Source organism: Phascolarctobacterium sp. (genome assembly GCF_045124115.1).
Classification (GTDB): domain Bacteria; phylum Bacillota; class Negativicutes; order Acidaminococcales; family Acidaminococcaceae; genus Phascolarctobacterium_A.
Genome location: NZ_JBGVLF010000041.1, coordinates 48,158 through 61,592 on the forward strand (window position 1 = coordinate 48,158; position 13,435 = coordinate 61,592).

The following is a 13,435-nucleotide window of genomic DNA, read 5'->3' on the forward strand; positions in this document are numbered from 1 at the left end:
GTGCTATGCTAAAAGTAAATATCATCGGCATTGGACCCGGTAATCCGGAGCTGTTGACCGGCGCAGCGCGTCAGGCAATTATAGATAGCAATATTCTTATTGGCGATAAAAGAATGTTAAATATCTATGGAGAATTTGCAGAAAATGCAAAAATGGTGTATCCTACTATAAGGGCTGCTGAAATTGCAGAGATTGCCGCTAAGGCTGATCCTGCCAAAGATGTTTTAGCAGTTCTTGTTAGTGGGGACGTGGGCTTTTTTAGTTTGGCAAAAACTATCAGTGGCAAATTGCCCAACTGTCAATGCGTGCGCTATGCAGGGATTAGCAGTTTGGTGTATTTTGCCAGCAAACTGGAAATGTCATGGGATGATGCCAAAATCGTCAGCATGCATGGCAGGGAGCAAAAACTGGTAGCTGCTGTGCAGCAAAACAGCAAGGTCTTTTCTCTGACAGGAGGGGATAACTCTCCCCAAGTTCTGTGTGGCCAACTTTGCGACCATGGCCTTGGTGGTGTGCAAGTATATGTAGGCGAAAACCTGAGCTATCCTGAAGAAAAAATTACTTGCGGTACTGCGGAAGAAATTGCCAAAGGACAATTCCCGTCTTTGTCCGTTATGATGATCATTAATGAACAACCTTGTCCTGCTGTTAATGTTCATGGCATTCCTGATGACGCTTTTTTGCGGAGCAAGGTGCCTATGACAAAGCAGGAAGTACGCAGCATCTCTATGTCCAAACTCCAGCCCAAACCTGCCGATGTTATTTATGACATAGGCGCAGGTACGGGTTCTTGTTCCATCGAACTGGCGCTGCTGGCACCTTACGGAAAGGTATTCGCTTTCGAGCGTAATCCGGTGGCTGTGGAGCTGTTAGGGAAGAATAAGGAGCTTTTTGGAATTGATAATCTAACCATTGTTGCAGGGGAGGCTTTGGCGAATATCCAAAGCGCGCCTACGCCGGACTGTGTCTTTATTGGCGGCAGCGGTGGCGACCTGTGCCAAATGTTAGATGTAGTCTATGCCAAGAACAGTTCTTGCTGGGTAGTAATCAACGCTATTACGGTGGAAACCTTGGCAGAGGTTGCAGGTTACTACAAAGAGCATCAGGAATATGCACTGGAAATCGTTAATGTAAGCATTGCCCGCAACAAAACTTTGGGCAGCTACAATCTGATGATGGCGCAAAATCCTGTGTATGTGATGACTGCAGTAAAGAGGGATGACTGACATGGCCATTAGCAACGTACCCCGCATTATGATCAGCGCTACCGGAAGCGGTGTAGGCAAAACCACTTTGGTCTGCGGTTTGCTAAAAGCTTTGCTTAACCAAGGTGTGAGCGTATCCGCTTTTAAATCCGGGCCTGACTATATTGATCCTATGTTCCATACCCGAGTGATGGGTGCCCATTCCCGTAACCTTGATTTGTTCATGTTAGGAGAGGACACAGCCCGCTATTTGGTGGCGAAGAATGCAGCACAGGCAGATGTGGCTGTTTTTGAAGGTGCCATGGGTTTTTACGATGGTATGGGCAAAACTACGGAGGCAAGCGCTTATGCTTTGGCAAAGGCTTGTGATGTTCCTGTTGTTTTGGTAGTTAATGGCAAAGGAGCCGCCTTATCCGTTGCTGCGACTATCAAAGGCTTTAAGGAATTCCGTAAGGACAGCCATATTGCAGGTGCGATTCTAAACAACGTCAATCCCATGAGCTATGCTTTCTATAAGGAAGCAATTGAAGCGGAAACAGGCGTTAAGCTTTTGGGGTATTTTCCTAAAATGGATAATTGCAATTTTGAAAGCCGTCATTTAGGACTAGTAACAGCGGAAGAAATTGGTGACCTGCAGGAGATTGTGGAACGTTTGGCTCAGCAGGCAGCAAAATCCCTGGATATAGAAGGCATTGTTGCTTTGGCTAAGGGAGCAGCGCCCTTGCCCTACGAACCGGTAGGCCTTGAACCGGTTGGTAAAGCAAGGATTGCGATTGCGCAAGACAAAGCTTTTTGCTTTTATTACCGGGATGCCTTGGATTTGCTGGCTGAACTGGGTGCGGAGCTAGTACCTTTCAGCCCTGTAGAGGATAAACATCTTCCTGACTGTGATGGCATTATTTTTGGCGGTGGTTATCCTGAACTGTATGCACAGCAATTGGCAGATAACAGCACAATGCTGCAGGAAGTAAAGACCGCTATCCTTAGCGCTATGCCTTGCTTTGCTGAATGCGGCGGTTTTATGTATCTGCTGGAGCGCTACGTGGAAGGGGAGCATGCTTATAATTGGGTAGGCGCTATCCCCGGGGAAACGGCTATGACCAAAAGCCTTAAACGTTTTGGCTACGTGCAGCTTACTGCCCAACAGGATAACGTGCTGTGTAAAAAGGGTGGCTGCATCAACGGACATGAATTTCACTATTCGGACAGTACTAATAACGGCGATGGTTTTACGGCTGTAAAAGCCAGCGGTCGTGGTACGTGGGACTGTGTCCACGTTTCGGACAGTCTCTATGCAGGCTATCCGCATATCCATCTTTATGGGAATGTGGAGTTCGCCCGCAGCTTCGTGCAGCATTGCTGCGCGTTTGCCCAAAAGAAGCAACAGACAGAGTAGAAGGGGATTGTGCTTATGTTACATTTAGCTGCCATTGTGGCAGGCTTTATCTTAGATTTAATATTTGGCGACCCCCATTGGCTACCTCATCCTATTTGCCTTATAGGCAATATGATTGGTTTTTTGGAGCGTAACCTGCGCAAATTGCTGGAGCCTAATAAAACAGCGCTTTTGTGCGGCGGTGCCTTGATGGTGGTAATTGTTATAATTGCTTCCTTCGCCGTGCCCTATGCTATTTTATTGGCAGCAGGCAGCGTAAGCTCATGGCTGGCCTTTGCCTTGGAGACAGTTATGTGCTACCAGATTTTTGCAACTAAGTCCCTTCGTGATGAAAGCATGAAGGTGTACGATGCTTTGGCAAAAGGTGATCTGGTGGATGCGCGTAAAAAGCTTAGTTGGATTGTAGGCCGTGATACTCAGAATCTGGATGCTGAAGAAGTTACTAAGGGAGCAGTGGAAACTATAGCGGAAAATACTTCCGACGGTATTGTTGCTCCTATGCTGTATATGGTTCTTGGTGGCGCTCCTTTGGCTTTTCTTTATAAGGGTATCAATACCATGGATTCCATGGTTGGATATAAAAATGACAAGTATCTGTATTTCGGACGCTGTGCAGCTAAATTGGATGATTTGGCCAACCTGCTTCCGGCGAGGATTACGGGGCTGGTGATGGTAATGGCATCCTATATTCTGGATTTAGATGCTAGGAATGCTTGGAGAATATTTAAGCGTGACCGTTATAACCATTTAAGTCCTAATTCTGCTATGACGGAATCAGTAACGGCCGGTGCCTTGGACATCCAATTGGGCGGTGACCATTATTATTTTGGCAAGCTGGTGCATAAGGATACTATTGGCGATAATATTCGTCCTGTGTGTCCTGAAGACATTGTACTCACAAATAATCTGCTGTATATGACAGCGGTACTGTGCTTGCTGCTCTTTGCTTTAGTTTATCTTGTGAGTTTATTTTTATTCTAGAAGCTAATAAATGAGGTGGAACAATGTACGCATACCAGCATGGCGGCGATATTTATACAGAAAAGTGTACTGCCCAAGGCAAAGAGTTTGTGGACTTTTCCGCTAACATCAATCCTTTGGGCCTGCCTGCGGGGGTAAAGCAGGCTGTTAAGGACGCTATAAAAAATTGCGTCAATTACCCTGATCCTTTCTGCAGGGATTTGCGGGCGGCAACAGCTCAATATCTGCAGGTACCTGAAGAATACCTTTTCTTTGGTAATGGCGCTGCAGATGTACTTTTTCGTTTGGCCTTGGCAGCGAAGCCCAAAAGAGCGCTGCTACTAGCGCCTACCTTCGCTGATTACGAAAAAGCATTGCGCTCTGTAGGCTGTATCTGTAAAGACTACCAGTTGCAGGAGGACGATAATTTTACTGTTACTAAAAACATCGTGGGCAAGGTTTCTGCCCGCATGGATTTTATAGTAATCTGCAATCCAAATAATCCTACAGGTCAATTGACTGATAGACAGTATTTGGAACGTATCCTCATGAAATGCCGGATGATTGGTGCCAAGCTTTTGGTAGACGAATGTTTTATGGATTTCGTTGACGAAGATAAGGCTTTCAGCATGCGCGACATGTTGGCGGAATATCCGGAGCTGATCATATTGAAAGCTTTTACGAAGACTTTCGCTATGCCCGGTATCCGTCTTGGTTACTGCATGACGTCCGACATGGAGCTGCTTAACGCGCTCCACCAAAGCGGCCAGGATTGGAGCGTATCCGTACTGGCCCAAGCAGCAGGTATTGCTGCTTTAAAAGAGCAGGATTACCTGAGTGAGTCCTTCCAATTGATTAGGGAGGAACGTCAATATTTAATCAGCGAACTTAAAGCGTTGGGAGCCAAAGTTTACGGCTCTGAAGCTAACTATATATTCTTCTTTTTGTCCGAGCCGGTGGATTTACAGGCAAGACTGCGTGAACAAGGGTATTTAATTCGCTCTTGTGCTAATTACCATAACCTTGGCTCGGGATATTACCGCATAGCTGTAAAAACAAGAACTCTTAATAAAGGCTTGATTAAAGCAATTAAGGAAGCAAGGAAGAATGCGAGCATTATTAGTATTGATTGATGGATTGGGTGATGACCCTATTTCTCAATGGTGTGGACGGACACCGTTTGAGAAGGCAGAGCATCCTGTAATGGATGAGATTGCTGCTAAAGGGAGCTTTGCTCAATTCAGCATTTGTGAACAGGATATTGTCCCTGAAAGCTGTAGCTGTATTCTCCGGCTTTTAGGTGTAGATAAAAAGGATATGCCTACAAATCGGGCGTACCTTGAGCTTTTAGCCCATAATAGAGATATTTCCGAGTACGAGATGGTGCTGCGCTGTAATCTGGCTGTAGTGGACGATGCAGGCAGATTGGCGGCCTTTAACGGCGCTGGGCTTGACCAAGCCCAAATGCGCAGGGCGGCGCAGCTTTGTGATGATGTGCTCAAGGATATTGAGTTCATCCATTTATCCGAGTACCGTAATCTACTGATTATGAATAGGGAACAGAAGGTGCTTGACTGCAATGTACGTCCTCCTCATGAGAGTGTGGGGGAGGATGTAGCAGAGCTGTTGGCGCCTTTGCGGAAGCAGTCCTTGGCTATAGACTATTTTCTGAAAGAAACTACTAAACGCTTAGAGCCTTTTGCTAAAAAAGGCTTGCATTACATTCTTTATCCATGGGGTGCCAGTGCTAGGCAGACGATGCCAAGCTTTGCTCAATTGCATGGCTTTTACGGTGGAGCTGTGTGCAAGGCAGAGATTGTAGCAGGCATTGCCCGCGCACTGGGATTGGAAACCATTGTGCCATTTACGGCAACCGGAGATGTGGACACGGATTTGGCTGCCAAAGCGCAGGCTGCTATAGAGCTGCTGCAGCGGAACAAATTCGTCCTCGCCCATTTTAATGGTTCCGATGAAGCTTCCCACCGCTATGACTATCAAGGCAAGGCAGATTTTATTGCCCGCATTGACAGGGAGTTCCTGCAGGTGGTGGCTGATAAGATTTCTGAGCCTACGAAGGTGGTTATTTGTGGTGATCACGTAACCAGTAGCGTAACAGGCAGGCATGACGCAGGCTGTACGCCGGTGGTGGCAGGTTATCTGCCTTTAGGCACAGCAGGCAAAGCGATTAGCCTTTACAGCTATGGTGATATTCTGGACTTTTTGATGAAAGAGAGTGATTGATGTGGCAAAAGCATTAATGATCGTTGGTACCACGTCCAATGCAGGCAAGAGTCTGGTAACTGCAGGGTTATGCCGTGTGTTTAATCAAGATGGGTACAAGGTTGCTCCCTTTAAATCCCAAAATATGGCACTAAACTCCTTTATTACTAAGGAAGGTGCGGAAATGGGACGCGCCCAAGTGGTGCAGGCGGAAGCTGCCAATATTGAGCCTAGCGTGCTTATGAACCCTATTTTGTTAAAACCTACGGGTGACAGCGGTTCCCAAGTTATTGTAAACGGTGAGGCGATAGGCACGTATACCGCTGCAGAATATTATGCTATGAAGCATAACCTGCGGGGTGAAGTGCAAAAGGCTTTTGATACTTTGGCGGACCAATATGATGTTGTATGCATTGAAGGTGCAGGCAGTCCTGCGGAAATCAACATCAATCAGGACGATTTCGTCAATATGGGTATGGCAAAAATGGCTAAAGCTCCGGCACTACTAGTGGCGGATATAGATCGTGGTGGTGTTTTTGCCTCTATCTACGGTACAATTATGCTGTTAGGTGAGGAAGAACGTGCGATGATCAAGGGCGTGGTCATCAATAAATTTCGCGGAGATGTAGAAATCCTGCGTCCCGGGTTGAAGATGATCGAGGATAAGACGGGCGTACCCATTGTGGGCGTGCTGCCTATGCTTAATGTGGATATTGAAGACGAGGACAGCCTGTCCGAACGCATTAGCGGTAAAGCACAGGTTGATTTAGTGGATATTGCGGTGGTACGCATTCCCCGCATGTCCAACTACACGGATTTCAATGTTTTTGAGCTTATTCCCGGTGTTTCTTTGCGCTACGTGCAAAAAGTACGTGAGCTTGGTAATCCGGATATGATTATTATTCCCGGTACTAAAAACACCATTGGAGATTTGCTGTGGTTGCGCCAAAGCGGTATGGAAGCAGCTATTTTAAAACGCGCCAATAATGGGACGGTTATTTGGGGCGTTTGCGGTGGCTACCAGATGCTGGGCAAGAAGATTTCTGACCCCTTTGGGGTGGAGGAAGGCGGCGATTTTGCCGGACTTGGACTTTTGGACGTGGAAACTTCTTTTATCGAGCACAAGCGGACTATCCAAATGGAAGGTAGTTTTGGCAAAGTACAGGGCGTTTTCTCCGCCTTGAGCGGCGTACCCCTTGTGGGCTACGAAATTCATTCCGGAGTTACTACTTATGCGGAAGAAACGGCGTTGACCGCTATTAAGCCCATTCATGAGCAGGGCGAAGTTTTTGCCGAAGGCAGCCAAAATGTTGCCGATAAGCTAAATGTTTATGGTACGTATGTACACGGTGTTTTTGACGGTGATGGTATTGCTGTGAAGATTGTGGAGGCGCTTTTGGCGAAGAAGGGTCTACGGATGGACGACGTAGAAACGATAAATTTTGCTGATTACAAGCGTCAACAGTATGATATCCTGGCAGACAGTATCCGCAAAAATTTGGATATGAAGAAGATTTATGAAATTTTGGAGGCTGGTATCTGATGCAGAATGGTGGCCTAATCCATCTTTACTGTGGCGACGGCAAGGGCAAGACCACTGCCGCTATTGGTTTGGCAGTGCGCTGCGCCGGTCATGGTAACCATGTACTATTGGTACAGTTTCTCAAAAGCCGCCCTACGGGTGAGCTTAAAAGTTTAGCATTAATCCCCGGTATTGAAGTTATGCGGGGGAAGGAAACTAAAAAATTCACCTTCCAAATGAATGAGGAAGAGAAGGCTAAGGTGAAAGGTGAGCACCAAATCCTTTTCGAGAAGGTTAAACAAAAATGCATGGACGAGCATCTTGACCTGCTTATTCTGGACGAAGTTATCGGCGCCTGCAATACTGGTGTTTTCGATGTGGATGCTTTGGTAGCTTTCCTCAAGCAGAAGCCTGCAGAGCTGGAGGTAGTGCTGACAGGACGTAATCCTGCACCACAGCTGGTGGAGCTTGCGGATTATGTTTCTGAAGTTTGTAAACGTAAACATCCTTATGAAAAGGGCATCCCTGCACGGACGGGTGTAGAGAGATAAAAACCCTTTGGTGAGAGTGAAGAAAGGATAGGTAAAGGTTATGCAACTACAAAATGTTTTGCCTGCGGATATTGAGAAACGCAGTATGGAAATTATTGGCGAAGAGCTGGGACAAATTAAGATTGATGAGGAAAAGCTGGATATTGTTAAGCGCGTTATCCACACTTCCGCAGATTTTGATTATGCTCGCACTTTGCTTTTTAGTGATGGTGTAGTGGAGAAGGCTTTGGCAGCTTTGCAAAAAGGTGCTACGATTATCACAGATACCAATATGGCCTGTACCGGTATTAACAAGATGGGTTTAGCTAAGCTGGGCGCTAAGGCAGTGTGCTTTATGGCGGATGCCGATGTGGCAGCCCGCGCCAAGGAAGCAGGCTCTACCCGTGCTGCGGCCTGCATGGAAAAGGCTTGCACTGTTGAAGGACCGGTGATTATTGCTGTTGGCAATGCGCCTACAGCGTTGGTACGTCTTGATGAACTGGTAAAGGAAGGCAAGATTAAGCCTGAACTTGTTATCGGCGTGCCTGTTGGCTTTGTTAATGTAGTGGAGTCTAAGGAAATCATTATGAAGACCGGGATTCCCTATATTGTGGCTCGTGGACGCAAGGGTGGCAGCAATGTTGCTGCGGCTATCTGCAACGCTTTAATTTACAAGCTGACAAGAAAATAGAATATTTCTGACAAATCTCTCGGCTCTCCTTGGGGAGAGCTGGCGCGAAGCGCCTGAGAGGGGAACTTTTTAGAAAAAGAAGAGACCTATGTAGATTTTACACATCTGCATAGGTCTTTTTTAATGGGCGAAAACGTTTCTGGAATAGAAAAGTGTGAAAGGTTGCAAAAATCTATTCTAGAAAATGGCGGTTGGATTGATTTTGCAGCACGAAAGTGGTATTCTAGAATAGAAAAGTGTAAAAAGTTGCAAAAATCTATTCTAGAGAGGTGCTAGCATGGAAATAAAAAGAGATTTTTACTTAGAGCAATTAATTAAGCGCAAGGGCAATGGTCTGATCAAAATAATCACAGGTATTCGTCGTTGTGGTAAATCATATTTGTTAAATACTTTGTTCTACAACCATCTTTTGGAGCAAGGCGTAACTGCTGACCACATTCTCCGTTTTGCTTTCGATTCTGCTGATGATCTGCATCTTATAGGCGAAAGCTTAATCAGTATGCAAAAAGAAAAAAGAGGTGTTGATCCGGAAAAATTTGTTGAATATATTCAGTCACAAGTAAAGGATGATGATACTTACTATCTGCTTTTGGACGAGATTCAGATGTTAGACTGTTTTGAAGCTGTTTTAAACGGCTATTTACGGATAAGCAATCTAGACGTTTTCGTTACCGGTAGTAATGCTAAGCTGTTATCTAAGGATGTGGCTACGGAGTTTGCCGGCCGTGGTGATGAAATCCGTATGTATCCTTTAAGTTTTGCAGAGTTTATGTCCGTTTATCAAGGCGACAAGTATATGGGGTTGTCTGAGTATATGCTTTATGGTGGTATTCCCCTTGTAGTGTTGCGGGAAGATGCTAAGGATAAAATTGCTTTGCTGCAGAATCTTTTTAGTGAAATATATATTAGAGATATCAAAATACGCAATAAGGTTAAAAACATTGGTGAATTAGAAGATCTGTTAAATATGCTGTCTTCTGCTATCGGTTCTTTGACTAATTTCGAGAAGCTGCGCAATACTTTTAGAAGCATAAAGAAGTCTAAGATTACGGCTGCGACTATTAAGAAGTATTTGGATTATCTGGAAGACTCTTTTTTGGTGGAGGCTGCTGTACGATATGATATCAAGGGCAAGGCATATATTGAAACTCCGAAGAAGTTTTATTTCTCTGATCTTGGCTTGCGTAATGCGAGAATTAATTTTAGGCAGTTTGAACAGACTCATTCCATGGAGAATGTGATTTATAATGAGCTGCGTATGCGTGGCTATAGTGTGGATGTGGGCATTGTGCCGGTGGCGGAGAAGGATGCGGATGGCAATGTAAAGCGCAAACAGTTGGAGGTTGATTTCGTGTGCAATTTGGGCTCGACTAGGTGTTATATCCAATCTGCCTATGCACTTCCGGATGAGGCCAAGCGGATGCAGGAGATACGTCCATTTAGACGAATAGATGATTCTTTTAAGAAGGTTGTAGTTACGAAGGATTTAGTGGTTCCTTTTTATGATGATTACGGCATTCTTACTGTGAGCATTTATGATTTTTTACTTAAGCCCGATTTACTAGAGGCAATTTAATATTGTGGTGATCAAGAGACCTATGTAGATTTTACACATCTGCATAGGTCTTTTTTTATGGATAAAAACGTTTCTAGAATAGAAAAGTGTGAAGGGTTGCAAAAATCTATTCTAGAAAATGTTGTTGGCGTTCCACATTGCCCCTAAAACTGCGGAAGCAGTCGGTACTGGGGATACAAGTGCAGTAACCACCGCACATTTCAGCCTAAATGTCTTGTATGGGGGGGGCAAAGGTGTTATAATGATATGACGAATACAATGCGTGGCAAAGATGCGTGTTAGAAAAAGACAGTCTATTTTTATAAATGATGAAGCGGAGTGAAGGTTTGGCATGAGCAATTTTTGCGGCAAGCTAGCGAAGACGGTGTTTGATTACAGTTTAACGGCAGTAGGTACGGTGTGTATCAGTCCGCTGTTAGTTTATATTGCCTATAGAATAAAAAAAGAGGATCCGGGTCCGGTGTTTTTTGCTCATGAGCGTATTGGCAAGGATGGCAAGCCTTTTCCTTGCTATAAGTTCCGGAGCATGGTTGTAAATTCCCAGGAGATGCTAGAAAAATATTTGGCAGAAAATTCCGACGCCCGTGCGGAGTGGGAACGTGATTTCAAGTTGAAGGATGATCCGCGGATTACGCCTATTGGCAAGGTGTTGCGCAGGACAAGTTTGGATGAGCTGCCGCAGATTTTTAATGTGCTGCGGGGCGAGATGAGCCTTGTAGGTCCGCGTCCTGTGATTCAGGAGGAGTTGGACAAGTATTATGGCGAGACTGCGAAGCTGTACGCCAGTGTGAAGCCTGGGATTACGGGTTTGTGGCAGGTGAGCGGACGCAGCGATTTGGGGTATGACCAGCGTGTGGCGCTGGATGCGGAGTATATCAAGCACAGAAGCTTTTGGGGCGATGTGGTGATTTTGTGGAAGACTATTGGCGTGGTGCTGATGAAGAAAGGTGCGTATTAAATATATGCACAATGAACTTGTAGAGTTTTTCAACTTTTAAAAAGATCTTTGGAGTCGTGTAATGACTTTGTTTCTAGCAGAAAGGTGGAAATGATGCCTGTATGTGTTCTTGTTCTAATAGTGAAATCATAGACATTCTAGACAGATATTTTGATATTAATGACACTGACTATGCTGTACTGATAGATGGTAAATGGGGTACCGGTAAAACATATTTTGCTAAAAACACACTGCGAGCACACATTTATTCTAAGTATATAACTGACACAAAGAGGTTTAAGGAAGTAATTTATATATCTTTATTCTCTTGTGAATCCGTAGATAAACTGTATGACAATATTATTGGTCAAACATTTTTAGGAAATCTAGAAAATAAAAGCAGAGATGTTTATCAAACTGAAACAGAAAAACCGCTTGAGAAAAGAGGCTTTTGTAATGTAAACGGGATTTCTTCCATTGTTAAAGCAATGGGTGCTGTAACTGATTTACTTGGTGAAAATAAAAAAGAGTTAATTAGGAACGTCGCTAAGGATACGATTATTAATTACGAAAATTACGTTTATGTTTTGGACGATTTAGAGCGTTCAAAAATCCCTCTTGAAGAAATTTTGGGATTTATAGATTTTCTTGCAGATCAGAATCATGCGAAGGTTATAGTTTTAGCTAATGAAAGTGAATTAAAGAGTAAAAATCATCAAGAAGAAGTAAAAGAGAAACCTGCTGATAAGATAGATACTTCCCCAAAGGGAAGGGATGAAAGATTGGTTGATGATGCTTGCTCTGATATTGTAGACGATGTTGCTAATGTTGAATACTATAAATTTAAAGAAAAGGTTATAGGGGTTACAGTAACTTTTGAAAATGATTTTGCTACTCTTTATGACATATTCATCAATGGCAAAGACGAAGAAGTGAAAGAAGTATTGGCAAGTAATAAGGACTGTATTCTTGATGTATTCCGGATGTGCCAATGTAGTAATTTACGAACATTGTCTTTTACGTTGAATACTTTCTGTCATATATATCACGATATAAAGGATTCTTTTAGTCGCTTAGTTGGTTCAAGAGAAGTTAGTTTTAAGTCCGTTATATGTGTAATACTTGTCGATTTGGCTTTTAATTCCATATTAGTCAAAGATAAGAGAAAGAAACCCAATTTTAAGGATGATAGCATAAAAATGGAATTTCCTATAGGTGCGTATTACAGAACCATAGGAATAAAAGCATATAACCCTTTTGAAGGTAGAACTATGTATAAATTTGTAGATAACTATATACGTAGTTTTAAACTTAATAAAAATGATCTTGATCAAGCTGTGGAAGACTTCATTGTGCAATGTGAATTAAAAGCTCAGTGGGTGTTTGATACTATTGAACAAGCTCATTTTTCTGATGAAGAAACCTGCAAAGAATTATTAGATGCTGTTGTACAGAAATTAGAAAAAGATGAAATCAACATCAAGCTTTACGCCAAAATTGTTACTAATATTTTTACTTTAGCTGCAATATTGGAAAATGATGATTTAGTTACACGTACCAAAGCTGCAATGAAGCACAATATCTTACGTCATTTTTCTGAATACAGAGATGGTGATTGGCATGTTTTTAGTGAGAATGGTAAAGACGCAGTGGTTTTCATCGAAGAACTGGAAGAATATATAAGAGTGCTGGTGGTTAATTCAAAAAAGGAAGAGTATAGATTAATCTACCAAAAGACTGATGTAGAGTTGGTCGATTATTTGCGAAAGCGTGCAAGTGATGCTCAATATGGCATACACGATTATATCAAAGTACTTTGCTCGCTGCCCCTAAAACAGTTTGTCGCTAGAATAAGGAAGATGTCTATACGAGACTTGTTTGAGTTATCAAGTACTGTGAGTTCTTTTGCGTATTACTTTAATACGCTTAATGATTACACTGATGATGATTATGAGTACTTAGTAGTTCTTAAGGCTGAAATAGATAAAATAGAGCAGGATAGGGATGAGGATAAAATGCGTAGGTTCCACTGTGAACTATTTAGCAAAAATCTTGAAGAACTGCTTCAAAAAATGGCTAAAGCGACCAATTAAAATAAAATGAGAAACTGTTATTGTTTTTTGAAGCTGATGAAGAAAGGTGCGTATTGAAAAGATTTTTAAGGAGAATATAGATTATGGGAACAATCTTTGTCAAATATAATCAGAAAGAAAATATTTGGGAAGTTTATGGACCGGATGATAGGTGGGTTGATTCTGTAAAAGAAAAAAGATACGCATTAGTAGAAGCTAATAAGATAAAAAATAGCAATCAGTTATGCCAAATATTAGTGATTGACGAAGTTGGCGAAATTCATACATGTGGTGCTGACAAAAAAGATGATTTGAAATAGGTATGG

Annotated in this window: 12 protein-coding genes; all 12 read left to right on the top strand. The window is 43.1% G+C overall.

Annotation, left to right across the window (positions count from 1 at the left end; all coding sequences use genetic code 11):
* Positions 1-5 precede the first annotated feature (5 nt).
* The 12 genes from cbiE to ACJMM4_RS05830 all read left to right on the top strand — a co-directional run bounded on the left by cbiE (position 6) and on the right by ACJMM4_RS05830 (position 13,429).
* Positions 6-1,226 carry a precorrin-6y C5,15-methyltransferase (decarboxylating) subunit CbiE gene (gene cbiE / locus ACJMM4_RS05775; protein WP_405383529.1) on the top strand — a complete coding sequence of 407 codons (1,221 nt, stop codon included), beginning with the start codon at positions 6-8 and terminating at the stop codon, positions 1,224-1,226.
* Entirely contained in the window at positions 1,219-2,601 is a 1,383-nt protein-coding gene (locus ACJMM4_RS05780; RefSeq protein WP_405383531.1) for a cobyrinate a,c-diamide synthase, read from the top strand. Before cbiE ends, ACJMM4_RS05780 begins: the two co-directional genes overlap by 8 nt.
* Before the next feature lie 15 nt (positions 2,602-2,616).
* Positions 2,617-3,582 carry an adenosylcobinamide-phosphate synthase CbiB gene (gene cbiB / locus ACJMM4_RS05785; RefSeq protein WP_405383533.1) on the top strand — a complete coding sequence of 322 codons (966 nt, stop codon included), beginning with the start codon at positions 2,617-2,619 and terminating at the stop codon, positions 3,580-3,582.
* Between the two features lie 23 nt (positions 3,583-3,605).
* A complete protein-coding gene (locus tag ACJMM4_RS05790) occupies positions 3,606-4,694 on the top strand; it encodes a pyridoxal phosphate-dependent aminotransferase (RefSeq protein WP_405383535.1) in 1,089 nt (362 codons plus the stop codon).
* Complete coding sequence (locus tag ACJMM4_RS05795; protein ID WP_405383537.1) at positions 4,669-5,802, top strand: phosphoglycerate mutase; 1,134 nt, start codon at positions 4,669-4,671, stop codon at positions 5,800-5,802. The genes ACJMM4_RS05790 and ACJMM4_RS05795 overlap by 26 nt, the downstream gene beginning before the upstream one ends.
* A 1-nt stretch (position 5,803) precedes the next feature.
* Positions 5,804-7,324, top strand: coding sequence for a cobyric acid synthase (locus ACJMM4_RS05800; RefSeq protein WP_405383539.1), 1,521 nt, complete (start codon positions 5,804-5,806; stop codon positions 7,322-7,324).
* Positions 7,324-7,854, top strand: a complete 531-nt coding sequence (locus ACJMM4_RS05805) for a cob(I)yrinic acid a,c-diamide adenosyltransferase (protein WP_405383541.1) — start codon at positions 7,324-7,326, stop codon at positions 7,852-7,854. Before ACJMM4_RS05800 ends, ACJMM4_RS05805 begins: the two co-directional genes overlap by 1 nt.
* 40 nt (positions 7,855-7,894) lie before the next feature.
* Positions 7,895-8,524: a precorrin-8X methylmutase gene (locus ACJMM4_RS05810; protein WP_405383543.1), complete on the top strand. Its 630-nt coding sequence runs from the start codon at positions 7,895-7,897 to the stop codon at positions 8,522-8,524.
* A 277-nt stretch (positions 8,525-8,801) separates the two neighbouring features.
* The gene (locus ACJMM4_RS05815; protein ID WP_405383545.1) at positions 8,802-10,100 is read left to right on the top strand and encodes an ATP-binding protein; all 1,299 of its coding nucleotides are present in this window, start codon (positions 8,802-8,804) and stop codon (positions 10,098-10,100) included.
* A gap of 331 nt (positions 10,101-10,431) precedes the next feature.
* Positions 10,432-11,058 carry a sugar transferase gene (locus tag ACJMM4_RS05820; RefSeq protein WP_405383547.1) on the top strand — a complete coding sequence of 209 codons (627 nt, stop codon included), beginning with the start codon at positions 10,432-10,434 and terminating at the stop codon, positions 11,056-11,058.
* Positions 11,059-11,159: 101 nt separating this feature from the next.
* A complete protein-coding gene (locus ACJMM4_RS05825; RefSeq protein ID WP_405383549.1) occupies positions 11,160-13,130 on the top strand; it encodes a P-loop NTPase fold protein in 1,971 nt (656 codons plus the stop codon).
* A gap of 83 nt (positions 13,131-13,213) precedes the next feature.
* Entirely contained in the window at positions 13,214-13,429 is a 216-nt protein-coding gene (locus ACJMM4_RS05830) for a hypothetical protein (protein ID WP_405383551.1), read from the top strand.
* The last annotated feature ends 6 nt before the right edge of the window (positions 13,430-13,435 follow it).

Excerpts from the sequence above, each read along its gene's own strand:
- ACJMM4_RS05825 (WP_405383549.1), top strand. The coding sequence starts at position 11,160 with ATGTGTTCTTGTTCTAATAGTGAAATCATAGACATTCTAGACAGATAT.
- ACJMM4_RS05790 (WP_405383535.1), top strand. The coding sequence starts at position 3,606 with ATGTACGCATACCAGCATGGCGGCGATATTTATACAGAAAAGTGTACT.
- ACJMM4_RS05805 (WP_405383541.1), top strand. The coding sequence starts at position 7,324 with ATGCAGAATGGTGGCCTAATCCATCTTTACTGTGGCGACGGCAAGGGC.
- ACJMM4_RS05815 (WP_405383545.1), top strand. The coding sequence starts at position 8,802 with ATGGAAATAAAAAGAGATTTTTACTTAGAGCAATTAATTAAGCGCAAG.
- ACJMM4_RS05830 (WP_405383551.1), top strand. The coding sequence starts at position 13,214 with ATGGGAACAATCTTTGTCAAATATAATCAGAAAGAAAATATTTGGGAA.
- ACJMM4_RS05820 (WP_405383547.1), top strand. The coding sequence starts at position 10,432 with ATGAGCAATTTTTGCGGCAAGCTAGCGAAGACGGTGTTTGATTACAGT.
- ACJMM4_RS05810 (WP_405383543.1), top strand. The coding sequence starts at position 7,895 with ATGCAACTACAAAATGTTTTGCCTGCGGATATTGAGAAACGCAGTATG.
- cbiE (WP_405383529.1), top strand. The coding sequence starts at position 6 with ATGCTAAAAGTAAATATCATCGGCATTGGACCCGGTAATCCGGAGCTG.
- ACJMM4_RS05795 (WP_405383537.1), top strand. The coding sequence starts at position 4,669 with ATGCGAGCATTATTAGTATTGATTGATGGATTGGGTGATGACCCTATT.
- cbiB (WP_405383533.1), top strand. The coding sequence starts at position 2,617 with ATGTTACATTTAGCTGCCATTGTGGCAGGCTTTATCTTAGATTTAATA.
- ACJMM4_RS05780 (WP_405383531.1), top strand. The coding sequence starts at position 1,219 with ATGACTGACATGGCCATTAGCAACGTACCCCGCATTATGATCAGCGCT.